Origin of the sequence: Polyangium sorediatum (assembly GCF_029946465.1) — a bacterium.
GTDB lineage: Bacteria > Myxococcota_A > Polyangia > Polyangiales > Polyangiaceae > Polyangium > Polyangium fumosum.
Window position 1 is genome coordinate 21,019 of record NZ_JARZHI010000037.1, and the last position, 19,009, is coordinate 40,027.

The window sequence follows — 19,009 nt, forward strand, 5'->3', positions numbered from 1 at the left end:
CTCCTTCTCCCGTACTTTTTGCGCACACACACTTACGCGGCCTCGCCGAACTGCGCCGCGCGGGGCCGATGAGGAGACGATGCGAACGTACCGCCCCTCGTGGCGCGGCGGCTTGCTCGCCGCGCTGGCCCTCGCGAGCGCCCTCGCGCCCCACGCCGCGTCCGCCGCGTGGCCTCCGTCGCCCGACGCGAACATGGCCGATCCCGCGAACTGGCCGAACGATCCGGGCTACGCGTACGCCGAGGATCGCGACGGGCAGTGGAACTACTACTCGTTCCTGCCGCCCGCCGCGCCCGGCGTCGTCCGCCGCGCGGACGAGGTCGCCTCCGGCATGAGCATCGACCTCGCGTGGCGCATCTCCATCGGCGATCCGCGCGTCGTCATCGCCGTGACCGACAGCGGCATCTTCTGGGAGAAGCCCGATCTCCTCGACAAGGCGTACCTGAACCGCCGCGAGCTCCACACGCACAAGCCCTTCCAGGCGGGCGGCGCCCCCTGCGGCGGCGCCGGGGATCTCGCCGGCTTCGACTGCAACGACGACGGCGTCTTCTCGGTCTCGGACTACGCGACCTCGATGCCGCTGCCTGCGTCCGATCGCAACGCCAACGGCGTGCTCGACGCCGGCGATCTGATCCTCGCCTTCTCCGATGGCATCGATGACGACGGCAACGGCTACATCGACGACATCTCGGGCTGGGACTTCATGAAAAACGACAACGACCCGTACGACGACACGCGCTACGGGCACGGCACGGGCGAGGCCGAAGATTCGTCGTCCCAGGCCGACAACGGCATCGGCCTCGCGGGCGCCTGCCCGCGCTGCATGTTCCTCCCGCTCCGCGTCGGCGACAGCTTCATCGGCGACGTGCAGGCCTTCGGCGAGTCCGTCGTGTACGCGACCGACAGCGGCGCGAAGGTCGTGCAGTGCGCGCTCGGCACGCTGAACATGACGCGCTTCGCGCAGGCCGCGCTCGACTACGCGTACGAGAACAAAGTCCTCGTCGTGACCTCGATGGCCGACGAGAACTCGCGCCACCACAACATGCCGGCCGCGAGCAACCACACGCTGCCCGTGCACGCGATCCAGTACGACGGCGCGAGCGCCCGTGCCTCGCGGAGCTTCCTCGACTTCCACCCCTGCTCGAACTACGGCGGCCAGAACTTGCTCTCGGCCTCGGGCACCTCGTGCTCCAGCGAGGCCACGGGTCAGCTCAGCGGCATCGCGGGCCTGCTCTATTCCGCGGCGCTCAAGTACAACACCGTGCCGCAGCTCTCGCCGGGTGAGGCGCAGTCGATCTTCTTCTTCACGGCCGACGACATCGACGTGCCCGCGTCCCGCGAGGCCGGATCGATCTACCGCTTCTCGCAGCCCGGCTTCGATCAGCGCTTCGGTTACGGCCGCGTCCACGCGAGCCGCGCGCTCGAGGCCATCCGTGAGGGCCGCATCCCGCCCTCGGTCGACATCGTCTCGCCGCGCTGGTTCGAGGTCCTCTACAAGGATCGCGTCGACGGCCCGATCCAGATCCGCGGCACCATCTCCGCGCCACGGGCGAACGCCTACGACTACGTCGTCGAGTGGGCGAGCGGCGTGCAGCCGCTCGAAGAGGACTTTCAGAAGCACGTCCTCGATCGGCGCCTGAACCTCGATCCCACCTTCATCGCCGGCACGGCCGAGCCCCTCGCACTCCTCGACGTGCGCAACGTCACGGTGAGCCACCCGCCCGACGTCGACAGCCCCTTCGGCGAAAACGACCACACCATCACCGTGCGCGTCCGCGCCGTCGCGCACTACGGCGGCGCCATCGGCGACGTGACCGGCGAGATGCGCCGCACCTACTACGTGCACAGCGATCCCGACCTCGCGCGCGGGTTTCCCGTGTGGCTCGGCGACAGCCTCGAAGCGAGCCCCAAGATGGCCGATCTCGACGGCGACGGCGTGCGCGAGCTCATCGTCCCCACGGGCGGCGGCGCGATCCACGTCCTCACGCTCACGAAGGCCGGCCCCGTCCCCTTCCCCGGCTTCCCCTTCGCGACGACCCCCATCGACGGCTTCACCTCCCCGTCCGAGAGCGAGACGCCGAGCCACATCACCGCGCCGGGCTACGCGTCGGGCAAGGTCGATCCGAACCTCGCGCGCGAAGGCTTCATGAACGCGCCCGCCATCGCCGACCTCGACGGCGATGGCACCGTCGAGATCGTCGCCACCACCTATGCCGGCACGATCTACGTCCTCGAACCCGACGGCTCCGTTCGCCCGGGTTTCCCCCGTCGCCTCCCGCGCATCCCCTCCTGCCCGCGTGGCCCCGACCTGCCTCCGCCCACGGGCCCTTGCATGGATGAGGACCAGCGCATCACGCGGGGCGCCTTCGCCTCGCCCGTGCTCGTTGATCTCGATCGCGATGGCCACCTCGACATCGTGCAGGCCGCGTTCGACGGCAAGGTCCACGTCTTCAACGCGGGCGGCGCTCCTCTCCCCGGCTTCCCCGTCGAGATCCGCATCGACCCCGAGAACAACCCCAAGGCGAAGAGCCGCATCCTCACGACGCCCGCGGTCGCCGACTTCAACGCCGACGGCGTGATGGACCTCGTCCTCGGCTCGAACGAGCGGCTCGGCACGAGTGGACAGTTTGGCGCGATCACCGTCGTCGATGGCCGCGGCACCAAGGCCCCCGGGGGCCCGATCCTCGCCGGCTGGCCCGTCTCGCTCAGCTCCTTCGAGCTCTTCCCGCTCGTCGCCGAGGGCATCCCGAACGCCCCGGCCGTCGCGCGCTTCGAAGGAAAGCTCGCCGCCGTCGCGCACGGCAACGTGAGCCTGCCGTTCATCGTCCCCACCGAGCCTGGCGGCCAGAGCTCGCTCGGCGCGCCGCCCGCGAACGCCCTGCCCGTTCGCCCCGATCCCATGGATCCCACGAAGGAGCTCCGCGGCCTCGAACCCTCCAGCATCTTCGGCCCGCTCTCACGCGCGACGCAGCCGAACACGATGCTCCCGCTCTTCTCGAGCCCCTCCGTCGGCGACCTCGATCAGGACGGCGTGCCCGACGTCGTCGCCTCGGGCGGCTCCCTCTCGCTCACGCAGGCGCTCCAGGGCGGCGGCACGGGCGCGGGCGAACACCTGCTCGCGGTCTGGAGCGGCAAGACCGGCGCCATGCTCCCCGGCTCGCCCTTCCTGCTCGAAGACTTCACCTTCTTCAACAACCACGCCATCGCCGACCTCGACGGCGACGACTACCCCGAGATCCTCACCGGCTCGGGCGGGTATTTCCTCCACGCCTACGACGGCTGCGGCCGCGAGCCCGCGGGTTTTCCCAAGTTCACGGGCCAGTGGATCGCCTCCACGGCCGCCGTCGGCGACCTCGACGGCGACGGCACCCTCGAGGTCGCCGTCGGCACGCGCAGCGGCTTTTTGCACGTCTGGCACACGCGCGGCCGGACCGACGGCGTCATCGCGTGGGAGAGCTACCACCACGACAACCGCAACACGGGCAGCCTCGAAACCCAGCTCGATCAGGGCGTGCCCCTCAAGGCGAAGGCCCCGCTCACGGCCGACGTCTGCGAGGCAGATCGCCTCCCCCGGCCCCTCGAAGCGGCCGGAGGCTGCGATTGCCGGGCCGCCGGCCAGGGCCGCGGCGAGGGGCGGGCGGCGGGCCTCATCGCCGTGGGCCTCGCGCTCGTGCTGGCGAGGCGGCGACCTGCGCGCAGCTAGGCTACCTTCTCGGGGTGTCGCCTCCCGTTCGAATCTACCTCTCTCCCGGCATGTTCGGCTTCGCGCGGCTCGCGTCGTTCGAGTACTTCGAGCACCTCGTCGTCGCCCTCGAAGATCGCTTCCGCCAGCGCGGCCGTGTCGCCAAGGTCCTGGTCTGCGACGTCCACCCCACGGCCAGCGTCTGCCGCCGCGCGGCCAAGCTCGCGCACATGGTCGCCGCCACGGCCGGCGACGACGACGGCCCCATCCACGTGGTCGGCCACTCGACGGGCGGCCTCGACGCGCGCCTCGTCGCCTCGCCGACCGCGCGGCTGCCCGGCGTCAACCGCAAGGAGCTTTCGTGGCTGCCACGCCTCGCGTCGATCACGACGATGAACACGCCGCACTACGGCACGCCCCTCGCGGCCTTCTTCGCGACCGTCAGCGGCCAGCGCATGCTCTACGCGATCTCCGCGCTCACCGTGACCGCGCTCAAGCTCGGCGCGCCTCCGCTCGCCGCGACGTCCGCGCTCGTCGCTGCGTTCGGCCGTCTCTCGATCGGCAACTTCGAGCTCGAGATCATCAACCGCGCCGTCGACGCCGTGGCCAAGGTCCTCGACGAAGCGTCGAGCCGCGAGCTGCGCACCTGGCTCGATCTCCTGCGCGGCGATCAAGGCGCGATCGTGCAGCTCATGCCCGAGGCGATGGACCTCTTCCAGGCCGGCGTCGAGGATCGCCCCGGCGTGCGTTACCAGTGTGTCGCGACGTATGCGCCCTCGAACGCGGTGCGCGACTGGATCGCGGCTTTGCGCTCGCCGTGGAGCGCGATGAGCGCGACGATCTTCACGGCGCTCTACAACCTGACGAGCCGCCTCGACGAGCGATACCCGTGCGCGGCGGCCGACGGCGCGGCCCAAGCGAAGCTCAAGGCGATGCTCGGCGAGGCCCTGCCGCCGACGGCGAACGACGGCGTCGTGCCCCTGACCTCGCAGATCTGGGGCGACCTCGTGTGGGTGGGCAAAGCGGACCACCTCGACATCGTCGGCCACTTCCCCGGCGCGGGCGGCCACACCGACTGGCTCGCGAGTGGCGCGCGGTTCCAGCGCGTGCGATTCGACGTCGTGATGGATCGAATCGTGTCCGGCATGATCGTGGGCGAAGAGCTGCGCGACGCGCGTAGCCCCGCGTCCGAGCGCTCGCCGAAGAGCGCGCCGCCGAGCGCGCGCGGGGTGTCGTGACGAGCCAGCGGCGCTCGCTCGAGCTCTTGCAAGAAGCGCTCGTCGAGTGCCGCCGTTGTGATCGCCTCGTCGCGTGGCGGGAAGAGGTCGCCCGCGTCAAACGCCGCGCCTACCGGGACGAGACCTACTGGGGCCGCCCGATCCCCGGCTTCGGCGACCCCGACGCCACGCTGATCCTCATGGGCCTCGCGCCCGCCGCGCACGGCGGCAACCGCACGGGCCGCATGTTCACAGGCGATCGCTCGGGCGACTTCCTCTACGCCGCGCTGCACCGAGCAGGCGTCGCATCCCAACCAACGAGCGTACGCCGCGGCGACGGCCTCACGCTCACGGGCGCCTTCATCGTGGCCCCCTGCCGCTGCGCGCCGCCCGAGAACAAGCCCACGCCGGCGGAGCTCGCGGCCTGCCGCCCGTGGCTCGAAGCGGAGCTCGCGCTGCTCGACCGGGCGCACACGTACCTCGCGCTCGGGAAGACCGGCTACGACGCGGTCCTCACGCTCGCGAAGAAGCACGGGGATATCTCGGGGACGCCCGCGTTTGCGCATGGCGCGCGCGGAGAGATCCCGGATCCGCGGGGCGGCGGGGGTCGGGCGTGGCTGTTCGGGAGCTACCACGTGAGCCAGCAGAACACGCAGACGGGCCGGCTCACGGCGGCGATGTTCGACGAGGTGTTGGGGGCTGCGCTGGAACGAGCGCGCCGGTAGGTCAGTTCTTCGGCGTGAGGAGCTGCGACAGCTCGCCGGACTGCTGCATCTCGGAGAGGATGTCGCTGCCGCCGACGAACTTCCCGTCGATGTACACCTGCGGGATCGTCGGCCAGCTCGAGAACTCCTTGATCCCCTGGCGGATGTCGGGGTCCTTCAGGACGTTCACATCCACGAACTCGGCCCCGGCCGACTTGAGGATCTGCACGGCGCGCTGCGAGAACCCGCACTGCGGGAAGCTCTTCGTCCCCTTCATGAAGAGGACCACGCGGTTTTGATCGATGATCTCCTGGATCCGTTGACGCACGTCGCTCATGGCGGCGACAACGTAGCGTAAGGGAAGGAGCGGGGCGAGGGGCGGGCGCTTGGCGCTCGCGCAGGCAGGCGCCCGACGTGCCGCCCCGGCTCGAACCTGCCAGGTTGGCCTCGACGACGATGCACCCGCTCCTGCTCTACCCCGGCCTGCTCCTCTGCGCCCTCGGCGGGTACGTCCTCCTCATGAATGCCGCCTCCGTCGTCGTCAATGGGCGCAATCGCCGCCGCGGGATCGACCGATTCGTTTCGATGGTCCCCCTCGTGGGACCCCTCCTCGCTTGTGTGGGGCTCTTCCTCGCCTCCGCGCCGCTCTGGAGTTTGGCGGTTCCCTGGGTGCTCGACATGGGGACGTGGTCGTTGCTGGCGGCATTGCCGACGCTCGTCCGTGAAATGCGCCAGAATCGGAAGTGAGCCGTCGGTGTAGCGGGAGCGGGAGCGGGAGCGGGAGCGGGAGCGGGAGCGGGAGCGCAAGCGGGAGCGCAAGCGGGAGCGCAAGCGCAAGCGCAAGCGCAAGCGCAAGCGCAAGCGGGAGCGGGAGCGCAAGCGGGAGCGCAAGCGCAAGCGCAAGCGCAAGCGCAAGCGCAAGCGCAAGCGGGAACGGTATGCAGGGGATCCCGCTCGGGGACGGCGATCGTACCGTCGTGCTCGGCCTCTTCAAGGCCATGCCGTCCTCGCCGTCCTCGCAGCACTTCGTGCTGCTCCGGGCGGCTCCGGGCGGTGCTGCGCAGCCTTGAAGAGGCCTCCGCGCGACGGTGTGGGACGGGGGTCCCGGCGATTGGGTCGTCGGGCGGAGGGTTCGTTATGCTCAAGATTTATGATGTCGTTTTGGTGATGGCAGGGGACGCGGCAAGGATCGCGGATCGCATTGAGCGAAAAGATAGAGACCTGGCACGGCAAATGCGGCGGGCCATGCAAAGCGTGGCTCTCAATGTGGCAGAAGGAATGGGCAGCCTCTCCGGGCATAAACGGCAGCGCTACTCCACGGCCCTCGGATCGGCACGGGAGGTGCTGGCCTGCGTCCAGGTCGCCCAGGCCATGCGCTCTATCGGCCCGGTCGATGCGCAAGTGCTCGACCGCATGGACCACGTCATCGCCACGCTGGGACGCCTCGTCTACCGCCACGCATCGTGAAACGAGGGCGGGCCGTCCCCACCAGGACGGCCCGCCCATTCCGCCAGGATCACGGCTCCCATTCCAAGGGCCCTCGCCCCATTCCCTTGGGATCGCGGGTTCTCTGGCGACGAACCAATCTCGCCATTTCAGGATTGCCTTGTCCCGCGATTCATGAGACAAACACAAGCGACGCCAGCCGGCGTTCTCACCACCGACCGGCGTCTGACCTGCAAACCCCGTCTGCAACCGGAGTCCACAAGCTGTGACCCATCTAGACGTCTGCCCTGAATCCGCCAAGAAACCTGTCCCCTTTCCCTCCCCGGAGGCGCTCTTCGCGCGGTTTTACCGCGAACACCGCCCCTTCGTTCGTTCCGTCCTCCTCAAGCATGGCCGCGTTGAGCCGCGCGAGGTGGACGACCTTGTGCAGGAGGTCTTTCTTGTCGCCTGGCAACGGCTGGACGGCTTCGTGGGGGGCGAGCAAGCGCGGTCCTGGCTCTTCACGGTCGCGCTCTATCGCGCGTCGAACCATCGCAAGCTCGCGCGCAATCGCTGGGAAGCACTCACGGGCGAGCTCCCCGAGCCCCTGGTCCACCCGCGAACGACGCAGGCCATGGACGCGGCCCGCCTGCTCTGGCGAGCCCTTCAGAAGCTCAGCACAAAGCTCGCGGCCGTGCTCTGGGCCTACGAAATCGAAGGCCGCTCGATGCCGCAGATTGCCCGCGCGCTCCGGATCCGCCTGAAGACCGCCTACGCCCGCCTGCACCTCGCCCGCATTCGCCTGGCGCTCTGCGCTCCCGTCTGACGCTCCCGCTCCCGCTCCCAAACCCGCTCCCGCCCACGCTTGCTCTGCTACCGCATGAAGAGCAGGCGGCTCAACGGCTCCTCCACGTGTCCGGATGACGCCGCAGGTGCATGACCGCGACAATCTCTATTCTGCCAGACGACGGCCGCGACGGTCAGCGCCAGGAATGCACGGAGCACCGGGTCATCGTATCACCGCGAGGCCCGTGGCTGCCCGCGCGGATTCGCCAGTCGCGCCGACGAGCCCGTACTGCGCGGCACGCCCGCGCGAGATCACAGGGGGACCCGCATCAGCGTGCTGCCCTCTTCCGTGTAGTGGTCGAGGTACACGTGTTCGCCGTCGAAGGTGCCGATCGTGAGGCTCGCTCCGGGGAAGCGGGCGAGTTCCTCGATCGGACCGCCCTGCAGCGCCACGCGGCGCAGCGCCTGGGACCGGCCCTCCGGCGTCTTTTGAGACGACACGAAGTAGATCCATTCGCCGTGCAGCGTCGCCTGCGCGAAGCCGTCGGCGAGCGCCGCGATCACGCGGTGGCTGCCGTCGAAGCCGATGTCGACGAGCGCGCCGTCGTCGACGACGAACCCGCTCGCGTGCACGCCGAGCCCGCGGAACGGCCGCGTCCAGTACCGCTCCGGTGTGTAGCCCGGGTTGGCCGTGATGCAGATCGCGGGCTGGATCGTGCTCGTGGTCCCGCTCGCCGGGTCGTGGCGGCGCAGCGCCAGCGAGAGCAGCGGCGAGAAGCAGTCCGCCCCGTGGTCGCACGGCGGCGATCCGAGGTTGCCCGAGAGCCCGATGAACTCGCCGTCGACGAGCGCGTAGTGCCGCGTGGCGAAGTCGAACACCTCGAGCTCGCCGCCGGCCGCCGCGATCCGGGTCGGTCGGGTCTCCCAGCCGAGTGGGGTGTCGCGCATCAGCCCGTGGATCCGGCCGTCCGCGAACACGAACGGGTGCTCGGGGTCGTAATTGAGGCCCGAGTACGGCGTGACGAACAGCTGCTCGTGCGAGCCGTCGGGGAGCAGCCGCAGCAGCCCGCCGGTGACCGCCGACGAATACGATTTGGCGACCACGAACAGCCCCTCGTGCGTCGGCAGCAGCGCGCTCGGGAAGTTCTCGACCGGCAGCTCCCACAGCGTCGTCACCTCCGCCGTCGCGCCCTTCGTCGCGGCGACGCCCCACTGCCGGTCGACGCCGGCATCCTGCTGGAGTACGACGCCGATCGCCAGTCCGTCGCCCGTCCACGCCATCGTGTTCATGTAGCGGAGCTCGTCCGAGGTGAACAGCGCCTCCGGCGTGCGCGGCGCGCAGACCACCTCCGAGAACGTGTATGGACACAGCACGAAGTGCGACCCGAGCGGCTTCCAGTCGGCGGGCGGCGCCTCCGCCTCCGCGGCAGGCTCGAACACGCATTGCATCTCCTCGACGACGTTCTCCGACGCGCACCCGGACAGCGCCGCCGCTACTACGCATGAAAGTCGTGCGTGTCTCATCGCCCCTCCGACCGAATATCCTATCATGGCCCGGAGGCCTCCGCCCGCGCATCGCAACTTGGCACGCCCTCGCGCGTGTGGAGCATAGAGGATTCCTCGTGCTCGAGGGCAATTTTCTCGCATTGGTTCTTCCTGTGTACCTAGCGGAAGCACATGCGTGCGCCAAGCTGCTCGAGCCCATGGTGCGGCGTCATGTGCGCTGCACCGTCAAGCACGACCGCACCGAGCGGCGCGAGGGCCCCGCGGAGCGCCTTGACGCCTCGTACACGCTCGGAGAGGAGCATGCAAATCTCGTATAAGTTCGAGCTATTCGTCCTCATCCTAGCCGCAAGCAACGGTACACAATCAGATCCCTCTTGCCGCCCCCGCTCCCGTTTCCGTTCTCCCCTCGTCGCCATGCTGGACCGGCTCGTTTATCCCCGGACCTCCGCTTCCGCCTCGCCATGGGACTCTCCTAGCGCATCTCCGTGCCTTTGGGTTTGTCCACGGAAGCGGGGGAGGATCGCCTGACAGCTCGGCGAACAACGGTGTCGCTTCGGCGCTTCAGAGCATCTTCCAGAGACCCGCGACGAGCCGCTCGAACGTGCGATCGCGGCCGCGGTAGCGATATCGGCTCCGTTCGCCGGACGCGTCCTCGACGAGCTCGAAGGCAAGCCCGCCGTTCGCCGCGAGGAGCGCGTGGGCCGCGAGCCGGACCTCCCACGGGTCCTTCGAGGCGCGCTCGAAGAGCGCCGGCCTGCCGGCGATGGGGCGCACGAAGAAGGCTGGATACGTGGCTCCGAGATAGAGCTCCACGCGCGTGAGGACGAAGCCACGCTCGGCGAGCGCTTGCTTGATCGGGTGTGCCCATGTCGCGGTATCGCCGACGACCTTGTCGGGCGCGCCGTATCCGAGGTCTCCTCGCCCGCTCGCGAGCACCGGGAAGGGGCCGTCGAGGCGCCGGAACTCGATGGTGGGATGTCGCTCCTCGAAGAAGCGCGCGACGGGCTTCGACGCCTTCCAGGTGTCGTAGGCTTGCTCCTGGGAGTCGACGAGGACGGCGATCTTGCGCGCCTCGGGGTTGACGGTGAAATAATTCCAGCGCTCGATCGATGCCGAGTGCCGCGCACCGACGTACACGGTGAACGCGCACTCGGCGCCGGCGCCCGTGCAGTCGGGCTTCGCGAAGACCTCTGTCCACAGGCCGAGGCTCTCCGGATCGTCCGGCCTGTCGTGGCGCTCGAGGACCTGCCTCCACGCGACGACCTCCGGAAGATCCGCGATGATACCGATGGCGCGCAGGCGCCGCGCGTTGAGGCGAGCCCAGACAGCGTAGCGCAGGCGCCGGGGCTCCGGGGAGGAAGCGAGGCCAAAGCCCGCGTCGACGTCGATATCGCCGCTCGCAGGCGACACGAAGAAGCGGAGAGCTTGCGTCGTCTCGCCCGCGTACTCGAAACCCGCGATGATCTCGATTTCGCCCGCCGAGGGGCAGGGCTTGTCAGAATGGGTGTCGCATGGCTCCTTCGCAGGATCGACGACCGATACGACGAGCTTCGATTTCGCCGAGGCGAGCGCCTGGACCTCCGGCAGCGCGGACACCTTGGCGATGGCAGCCGCCTCGTTCGTCGCGACGGTGCCCTCGGCGGGGGACACGCCCGTGGACGACGCCACGCCTGCCGGCGGTGCCTCGATGGCGTTCACAGCGGAGGGGGCCGCGAACGCGACCGGGCTCGCCACCTTCGACGGTTCGGGGGCGGGAGGAGGCCTGCACGCCGCGACGGATCCGAGCAGAGGCAGAATCACGAAGGCGATCTTCATGGTCGGGGAAAGACGCCCGGGTTCGTCGGCGTATTCCGGGTGCAAAATGGTGGCACGCGCGAGCGGAACGAGGCCAAGCTAGCCGATCCCGCAACGAAAAGCCATTCTTTGACCTCCTCGCGCTCGTGGTCGCGACGGTGAAAACGCCGCGCCGAAGGGCCCGCGCACGAGCCTCGGCGACGGCGTGGTGAAGCCAGCAGGCGCGAGGATCGAGGGGGCCGAGCTTCTTCGTCGAGTCTATTTGGTGGACGTTTTTGCCTGCCCTTGCGGTGGTCGCCGGGCGATCGTCGCCGACATCTCGGACCGCAACGTGGTCGTGGCCATTCTCGCGCACCTCGGGCTGCCCACCGAGGCGCCGCCGATGGCGCGAGCGCGGAGTCCGGCGTTCGAGTTGGCGTGAGTGGGAAACGGCTCGGACCGGGGCCGTGTGAGTGGTGGCACCACGTCCACCTTTAGCCTAGTTGGGCGCACCGCCTGGCCGAGAGGGGTCCTGGCCGCAGGGGCTAATCCCGCGGCTTCCCATCTGCCTCGGTGAGGTTAGAGACGCCGCTTCGTTAGCACGACGGCGAACTTGGCCCTGCGCGGCCCGTTCCGAGCATTCTCATCCCATGCCGAAGCACCCGGGCTTCCCGAAAAGCGCGCGGTCGCCCCACCCCGCGACGGTCGCGCAGCCGAAGCCGGCGCAGCCAGACCCACACCCGCGGTCGCCTCATCCGGCGACGGTCGTGCAGCCGAAGCCCGCGCCCCCAGCCCCTCACGCGCGGCCGCCTCATCCGGCGACCGTCGTGCAGCCAGAGCCCGCGCCCCCAGCCCCTCACGCGCGGCCGCCTCATCCGGCGACCGTCGTGCAGCCAAAGCTCGCGCGACCGGACCCCCGCACGCGATCGCTCCACCCGGCGACCGTCGCGCAGTTGAAACGGATATCGCCTCCTGGTGTGCTGCAACGGGTGGAGGCGGCGCCACTCACCGGCAAAGTGTCTTATAATTTAGACAGGAACAACTTCTACGTAGGGGATGGTCTCCCGGTGCTGTTTCCTACGGGCACTAGTTTCTCGCTCGCCGAGGGCACGGAGATTACCTACAAAATCGTTACAACCAAATACCGGACCGTGGCCGAGGTGATCACGGCCGGCAAGCGTCCCCCGGCGACGGACGTGGGCGGCGAGATGCGGACGGAGAATGAGGCCAGGAGAAAGCTCGTCGTAGAAAAGAAACTCGGGTCGAGCAAGGTGAAACTCCGCGGCCAAAAGTCTGACGCGAAGGGTGAGCCCACGGGCGCGTACAAACATTACGCTGACGCCGACGCCGTGGCGAAGAACGACGAAGACGTCTACAAGCTGATCAAAGAACGCTGGCAAGACCTGACGATCACGGAGGTGAATACCGATTCGGACACGTTCAAGATCCCGCTCAATCTCGTGCCCAAAGACAACAGGTCGATCGTCGGTGACATCATCTATGCCGACAAGGACAAGAAAATCGTGCAGGAGATCGTGGTGTTCCACGTGGGGCCGAGCCAGTGAATTTTCGCGCATCCACGTCTGGACGGGCGTCGGCGAACGTACAGGGACCGCCGCTGGCATAGCACAAGAGGTTTGTTCCAGGAAGCGGGCTGCCCGCTACTCGGGCTCCCCATGCGGGACTGCTGGAGGGCGCAAGAGCGACGCAGGTCAACCACGGAGTCCGAAGTGGCACCACGCGCCAACCATGCCGATCCGTCGTCAGTCGGGTCGAGCCTCAAAGTGCGCCTACTACGGGCCGGAAGGGCGCCCCGGCCTCGTCGTTCCTCTGCGCCCCCTTGGGTTCGGCGCAGGACGCGAGGCCCACGTGACGCCCACCATGGCTCATGACTGGCTCGCCTTGAGCAGCGTCCTCGGGGATATCCTGCATCCGGTAACGCCCTTCTTCGCGAACGCCCCTTGGCTCCGCCAGCCCATCCTCGAGCGCGTGGCGCTGTCCGGGGTCGAGCCCCGCGCCGCATGGCCGCGCCCCTCCCCCCTCCCGGGTCGAACCCCCGCCGCCGAGCCTCGCCCCTCCCCCGGACCTCGCGGGGCCCCCAGCCGAAACGCCTCCGCCCCTCGTCGCACGTCACCCGAACGCCGCCACAGGACCCCCTCGGCCTCGTCCCTTCTTTCTCGCTCGCGGACAAAACCGGGCCCGCCCCTCGCCGCCCCGTTCCCGCGCGCGAGACTCGAAGCTCTCCCCCCTCGAAAACGCCGACCCGAACCCGACGACGGCCCCCCACGGCCCTCGAACATCGCGATGCGAAGCTCGATCGGGGAGGTCGTGCCCCTCTTCCGCTCGCACGAAGGCGCGACGCGAAGACCTCCGCGCCCACGTGGGTCCGCGCGCGTGTTCCAAACGAAGACCCCCACGCCCTCCTTCACCGGGATCCACCTCGCGGCCCACGAGCCCCACCCCCTCCCACGCTCGTGTTGGGGTCCCACGTACGGAACCTGCTTGCCTTCCTCGTTGTGCCTCCGGCAGCATGCGACTCGCCTCACCACCACCCAGGCCGAGGTTCGACCCCCGAAAGGACCCCCCCCGCATGGATCCCCTCCTCGCGTCCCTGCTCAACTTCTACACGTTCTCGACCGGCCGCCGCCTCTTCGCCCTCTACCAGGTGCGAAAGGCGGCCGTGGCCGCGTCGCACGCGGATCTCGCCGCGCACGCGGCCCACGCCATCGCGCACGACACCGAGACGCGCGCGCTGGAGGCGAAGTGGGCGGGACGCAAGCTCACGACCTATTCGCCGGAGGCCAGGCAGATCGACATTTACGTGGACGCCGCGATCACGGCATTCCGCGACGGCGCCGACGCGCAGATCCGGGCCTCCGCGCCGGGCGATCCGCTCGCGGACACGGCGCAAAAGATGATCGCGGTCCTGCTCCCGAAGGGCGCGGGCGCCATCACCTCCCTCCCGTTCGTGGAGGAGCTGGCAGAGGTCCAGCGAATCTTGTCGCGCGTCGACGAGCCCGATTACAAATCGCTCGTGACGGAGCTCGGCCTCACGCGGCAGGTGGCGCGGTTGAAAAACCTCGAAGGGCAATATCGCGCGGCCATCGAGGGGTCAGGCGGCCCGTTGACGTTCGCCAAGGTGAAGGACGCACGCGCCAAAGGGCAGTCCCTCCTGCTGCAAGCCGTGGCGATGATCCTGGGCAAGTACCCCTCCGACAGCGAGGCCGATCGGACGGCGCGCGGCGCGCTCCTTTCGCCCATTCTCGTACAAAACGAAGCCATCCGGCGTTACCTCCGCGAGCGCAAGCCCATCGAGGACGTGAACCCGGAAACAGGTGAAATCGAGCCGGAGCCGCCTGCGCCGGGTGAGGCGCCCGCCAAGGCCTGATTTCGACGTCGTTCGCCGCTGATTCGCCTTGCCGCCCCCACGTGCTCGCCTACCATCGCGGCGTGTTCGAATCGGGCCGTTCCCCCCCGCCGCCGGCTTCCACCGCCCTCCGGTCCCTCACGGAGTTCGACGGCTATCGCCTCCTCGAGCGGCTCGGCGAAGGCGCGATGGGCGAGGTTTGGCGCGCCCTCGATCTCACGATCGATCGCCACGTCGCGATCAAAATGATCCGCGGCGCCTATCCGCAGGAGCGCGACCGTGAGCGCTTCCGCCTCGAAGCCCTCGCGCTCGGGCGGATCGAGCATCCGAACGTCGTCGCCGTCTACCGCAGCGGAGAAACGCTCGGGCAGCCTTACATCGTGTACGAGCTCGTCGCCGGGCAGAGCGTCGATACCCTCGTCGGCACCCTCGAGTGGCAAGAGATCCTCGCGCTCGGCGTCGACGTCGCGCGCGGGCTCGCGGCGGCCCATCGCGCCTCCGTCCTGCACCGCGACCTCAAGCCGGCGAATGTCATGCGCACCCGCACGGGCGCCGGCAAGCTCATCGATTTCGGCGTCGCCAAGGTGCCCGCGCGCCCCGCGTTCCTCGAAGAGGCGGGCCCCGAGAGCATCGCGCGCTTCGTGGCGAATGGGGGCCTGCCCGCCGATGTGACCCGGAAAGGGGACATCCTCGGCACGCCCCGCTACCTCGCGCCCGAGCTGTGGAAAGGCGCGCCTGCGACCGTCGCGAGCGACATCTATGCGCTCGGCCTCGTCCTGTGGGAGCTGCTCGCCGGCCATCCGCCGTATGGGCCCAAACGGCCCTTGATGCAGCTCGTCGACGCGATCCTCAAAGAGCCCCTGCCGAGCATCGCCTCGCTCCGGCCCGACATCCCCTTCGAGCTCTCCGCGACCGTGGATCGTGCGGTGCAGAAGGAGCCGGCCAAACGCTTCGCCTCGGCGGACGCCCTCGTCGCTGCGCTCGAAGGTGTGATCGCGACGATGCGCGCGCTCGGCTTGCTCCCCGAGACCGCGGCCTCCCCCTCGGAGCGGCAGGCCGAGCTCGTGCGGATGATGTTCAAACGGGCGGTCTCGCGATCGAGCTTCCCGCAGCGATTCTACGAGCGCCTCTTCGCGCGGCACCCGGAGATGCGGCATTTGTTCCCCGAGGATCTCACGGGCCAGGGGCGCAAGCTCGTCACCGCCCTGACCGCGAGCGTCGCCTGCCTGCGCGATCCCCACGGGCTTTATGCGATGCTCGAAGAACTCGGGGCGCGGCACGTGCTTTACGGCGTCCGCGAGACACACGTCGATTCCTTTGGCGAGGCGCTCCGCGCGGAGCTCGATCTCACCGAGGGCGGCCGCATGGACGACGAGCTCGCCGAGGCGTGGGGCCAGGCATGGGAGCAGCTCGCGGGCGCCGTACGCCGCGGGATCCAGCGCGCCTCGCTCACGGAGGTGGAGGCCAAAGTGGACTCCGGCATCGCCCCGCGGACGTCGAGGGACCCCGACGCGCTCGCCGCGTTGCTCGGCGCCACGGCGCTCTTTTCGGATCTCGACGCCGACGAGCGGCGCGACCTCGCCGCGCGGATGCGGCCCTTCCACGCCGAGCCCGGCGAGGTCCTCTGCACGCAGGGCGCGCCGGCCGACCAGCTTTACCTCGTCGAAGACGGGCTGCTCGCGGTCTCGATCCGGACGCCCGGGGACGATCGAATCTTCGTCGGCGAGAGCGGCCCGGGGGGCGTGCTCGGCGAGCACGCCTTGAACCAGCCCATGCTCCGCGCGGCCACCGTCACCACGGTCCGGCGCGTGTCGGGCCATACGCTGGAGATCGCCGATTTCGAGCACCTCCGGCGCGTGCACAACCCCGCCGCGCTGAAGGTCCTGCGCCGCCTCTCGCGTCTCCTTTGCAACGAGCTGCGGAGCGTGACCCGCGAATTGATGGGGCCCGCGCCTCCCGCCGCGAGCCCATCGGCCTCGGACCTCGGCGAGGGCCACCCCCTCACGCCGGCCCTCACGTCCTCCCTCCGGAGCCTGCCTTTTTTCGAATCGTTCAGCGCCGAACGATGGGCGGAGGTCGCGGCCGTCCTCGTCGAGCACGAGGTGCCGCGCGGGCGTTTGATCCTCGCGGAAGGCGCGCGCCGGGGCTCGGCCTTCGTCCTCGCGCGGGGCGCCGTCGAAATCACAGCGCGCGCGGGCCACCGACACATGCACCTCGCCGTCCTCGGGCCCGGCAAGACCATGGGCATGGAGGCGCTGCTCGACCACGGTCCGCAGCGGGTCACGTGCACCGCGCGGGAGAACGTGGTGCTCCTCGAGCTCGCGCCCGAGCCGCTCGCGCGCCTCTTCGCGTCGAGCCCAGCGATGGCCTTCGAGCTCGTCGAGGCCATCAACCGCGACCTCATCGACGCCCTCCGGCAGACCGACGCGGGCATCGTCCGGCGCGCGGCGCAGGCGCTCGTCGTCGGCACGCATGACGAGCGCGCCATGGGCACGAAGACGCTGATGCGCATGACCCTGGCCAGCACGACGCGGGCCGGCGGGGAGGAGCTCGTCGAGCAGACGCTGCGCGGGTTCGTCGACGGCCTCGGGACGTTGCTCGACATCCCCCACGCCCTGCACGACGCGGCGAACACGACCCGCATGCAAGCGTCGCCCAACGACGCGTGTTCCGACAAGGAGGTGCTGCTCGGAAAGGTGCGCGCCTCGATCCTCGGCGACGACGTGGTCCTTCACGGGCCCTTCGGCCCGCGGCGCCTGGTCGCAGCGGACGACACGGCCACGGGCCGCTCCTTGAGCTTCCTCGAAGACTTTCTACGGAGCGAGGTGATGCCCCTCTCCTCGGGCACCGGCGCGCAGACGTCGCGGTTCTGCGAGGACGCGCGCGACCTGCTCCACGAGAGCGTGGGCGGCGGGAGCGACGACGTGGTCCTCTTTTGCGGATCGGACGCCAAAGCCGCGGTCGAGGAGATGATCCGGGCGCTCGGGCTCGAGGTCTCGCCGGGGCTCGACGAGCGATATCACCTGCGCGAGCGGATCCCGGAGAACGAGCGCCCCGTCGTGTTCCTCGGGCCCCACGAGCCCCCCTCGAATGAGCTGCCGTGGCGCGCATCCCTCGCCGACGTCGTGACGATCGACGTGGACGCCGAAGGCCGCATCGATCTGCACGCGCTCGAATCGGCGCTCGTTCGATATGCGGATCGCCCGCTCAAGATCGGGAGTTTTTCCCTGGCATCGCAGGTGACGGGCATCGTCGCGGACGACGTCGCGCTCACGGCGCTGCTGCACCGGCACGGGGCGCTCTCCTTTTGGGATTCCACGAGCGCCGGGAGCTCCCTCGACATTCGAATGAACCCCGAGGGCCCGCTCGCATCCAAGGACGCCCTTTTCCTCTCGCCACACGAATGCATCGGCGGCCTGGGCACCCCCGGCGTCCTCATCGCCAAGCGCGCGCTCGTCGCCCGCCACAAAGAAGCAGGCGCGCCAGCCCTCGTCGACTCCATCCGCGCAGGCCTCGTCGTCCAGCTCAAAGCAGCGATCGGCACGGACACGCTCCGCGCCCGCGAGGACGATTTCGTCAAGCGCGCCCTCGCGTCCTTCCGAACGAACGAAAAGATCTGGGTGCTCGGCCCTGCGGAGGACGAACGATTGTCAATCGTGTCGATCGTGATTCGCCACGGCCCCGATCAATTCCTCCACTGGAACTTCGTGGTCACCCTGCTGAACGATCTCTTCGGCATCCAGGCGCACGGCGGAGGCCCCTCGGCGGGCCCTTACGGCCACCTCATCCTCGGCATCGACCCCGAGCCGTCCGCAGCCTTCGCCGAAGCCGTGGACGCCGGCTGCGGCGTGCTCCAGCTCGGCTGGTTCCGCGTCCATTTCAATGCCTTCATGACGGAGACCGTCTTCCTCTACATCGTCGCCGCGATCCACATGATCGCCCACGACGGCTGGAAGCTGCTCCCGATGTACCGATGTGACGCCGCCACCGGGCGCTGGACGCACCTGGCCGGGCGCCCCCGGCCCGCGCTGCGTTTGAAGGACCTGGCCTACCGCGGAGGCGAGCTCGAATATCGATCGATGCGCACAAGCGAGCCAGAAAGCGCGCTCGCCGCCTACCTCGACGAAGCACGCGCCCTCCTCGCCAGCCCCGCCGTGGAAGGGCCGCCGGACCCAAACGCCGAGCCCGACATCCCAGAAGCCTTCCAGCACCTGCGCTGGTTCCCAACACCCCTTTCAGCCTGGCGCGCGCATCGCGCTGGCCGGTGAAGCCGCGGAGCTGGGGCTTTGCCCCAGACCCCACCCGGGGCTGTCCGCCCCGGGACCCGGACCAGCGAGGCGCTGGACCCTGGCTGTTCGATGAACTGCGCGATGCGCAGTTCATCGAACAGCCAGGGTCAAGACCAGCGAGGACCCTGCCAATCAAAACGGTAGCGCTGACGGTTCCAACGGCAACGCGCCCGCCGCCCGGTTGGAACCCCCTCCATGGTCTTGCCACCGGCCCGTGGGAAGAACTGCGCATCGCGCAGTTCTTCCACTTCGGTCCAGGC

General features: G+C 69.3%; 14 protein-coding genes. 11 read left to right on the forward strand and 3 right to left on the reverse strand.

Annotation, left to right across the window (positions count from 1 at the left end; all coding sequences use genetic code 11):
- Positions 1-79: 79 nt before the first annotated feature.
- From QHF89_RS31410 to QHF89_RS31420, 3 genes are read left to right on the forward strand one after another with little or no spacing between them, the layout of a single operon-like run.
- Complete coding sequence (locus QHF89_RS31410; RefSeq protein ID WP_136968456.1) at positions 80-3,703, forward strand: FG-GAP-like repeat-containing protein; 3,624 nt, start codon at positions 80-82, stop codon at positions 3,701-3,703.
- Between the two features lie 14 nt (positions 3,704-3,717).
- Positions 3,718-4,920 carry an esterase/lipase family protein gene (locus QHF89_RS31415; protein WP_284721161.1) on the forward strand — a complete coding sequence of 401 codons (1,203 nt, stop codon included), beginning with the start codon at positions 3,718-3,720 and terminating at the stop codon, positions 4,918-4,920.
- Positions 4,917-5,624, forward strand: a complete 708-nt coding sequence (locus QHF89_RS31420) for a uracil-DNA glycosylase (protein WP_136968455.1) — start codon at positions 4,917-4,919, stop codon at positions 5,622-5,624. The genes QHF89_RS31415 and QHF89_RS31420 overlap by 4 nt, the downstream gene beginning before the upstream one ends.
- A 1-nt stretch (position 5,625) precedes the next feature.
- On the opposite strand, the gene grxD is transcribed toward QHF89_RS31420, so the two are convergent.
- Entirely contained in the window at positions 5,626-5,940 is a 315-nt protein-coding gene (gene grxD, locus QHF89_RS31425; RefSeq protein ID WP_136968454.1) for a Grx4 family monothiol glutaredoxin, read from the reverse strand.
- Positions 5,941-6,059: 119 nt separating this feature from the next.
- Here grxD and QHF89_RS31430 point away from each other — a divergent pair, with 119 nt between their 5' ends.
- The 4 genes from QHF89_RS31430 (at position 6,060) to QHF89_RS31445 (ending at position 7,854) form a co-directional block, all read left to right on the forward strand.
- A complete protein-coding gene (locus QHF89_RS31430; RefSeq protein WP_284721162.1) occupies positions 6,060-6,350 on the forward strand; it encodes a hypothetical protein in 291 nt (96 codons plus the stop codon).
- A 191-nt stretch (positions 6,351-6,541) separates the two neighbouring features.
- Positions 6,542-6,673: a hypothetical protein gene (locus QHF89_RS31435; RefSeq protein WP_284721163.1), complete on the forward strand. Its 132-nt coding sequence runs from the start codon at positions 6,542-6,544 to the stop codon at positions 6,671-6,673.
- Between the two features lie 67 nt (positions 6,674-6,740).
- Positions 6,741-7,070, forward strand: coding sequence for a four helix bundle protein (locus QHF89_RS31440; protein ID WP_136968452.1), 330 nt, complete (start codon positions 6,741-6,743; stop codon positions 7,068-7,070).
- 244 nt (positions 7,071-7,314) lie between these two features.
- Positions 7,315-7,854, forward strand: a complete 540-nt coding sequence (locus tag QHF89_RS31445) for an RNA polymerase sigma factor (RefSeq protein WP_136968451.1) — start codon at positions 7,315-7,317, stop codon at positions 7,852-7,854.
- Between the two features lie 272 nt (positions 7,855-8,126).
- On the opposite strand, the gene QHF89_RS31450 is transcribed toward QHF89_RS31445, so the two are convergent.
- The gene (locus tag QHF89_RS31450; protein WP_136968450.1) at positions 8,127-9,338 is read right to left on the reverse strand and encodes a hypothetical protein; all 1,212 of its coding nucleotides are present in this window, start codon (positions 9,336-9,338) and stop codon (positions 8,127-8,129) included.
- Between the two features lie 543 nt (positions 9,339-9,881).
- Positions 9,882-11,135: a hypothetical protein gene (locus QHF89_RS31455; RefSeq protein WP_136968449.1), complete on the reverse strand. Its 1,254-nt coding sequence runs from the start codon at positions 11,133-11,135 to the stop codon at positions 9,882-9,884.
- 244 nt (positions 11,136-11,379) lie between these two features.
- Here QHF89_RS31455 and QHF89_RS31460 point away from each other — a divergent pair, with 244 nt between their 5' ends.
- The 4 genes from QHF89_RS31460 (at position 11,380) to QHF89_RS31475 (ending at position 18,728) form a co-directional block, all read left to right on the forward strand.
- Complete coding sequence (locus QHF89_RS31460) at positions 11,380-11,535, forward strand: hypothetical protein (RefSeq protein WP_284721164.1); 156 nt, start codon at positions 11,380-11,382, stop codon at positions 11,533-11,535.
- 625 nt (positions 11,536-12,160) lie between these two features.
- Positions 12,161-12,658 (forward strand): hypothetical protein, encoded by a 498-nt coding sequence (locus tag QHF89_RS31465; RefSeq protein ID WP_136968448.1) that lies wholly within the window; start codon positions 12,161-12,163, stop codon positions 12,656-12,658.
- 1,025 nt (positions 12,659-13,683) lie between these two features.
- A complete protein-coding gene (locus QHF89_RS31470; protein ID WP_136968447.1) occupies positions 13,684-14,481 on the forward strand; it encodes a hypothetical protein in 798 nt (265 codons plus the stop codon).
- Between the two features lie 62 nt (positions 14,482-14,543).
- Positions 14,544-18,728, forward strand: coding sequence for an aminotransferase class V-fold PLP-dependent enzyme (locus QHF89_RS31475; protein ID WP_136968446.1), 4,185 nt, complete (start codon positions 14,544-14,546; stop codon positions 18,726-18,728).
- Positions 18,729-19,009: the final 281 nt, after the last annotated feature.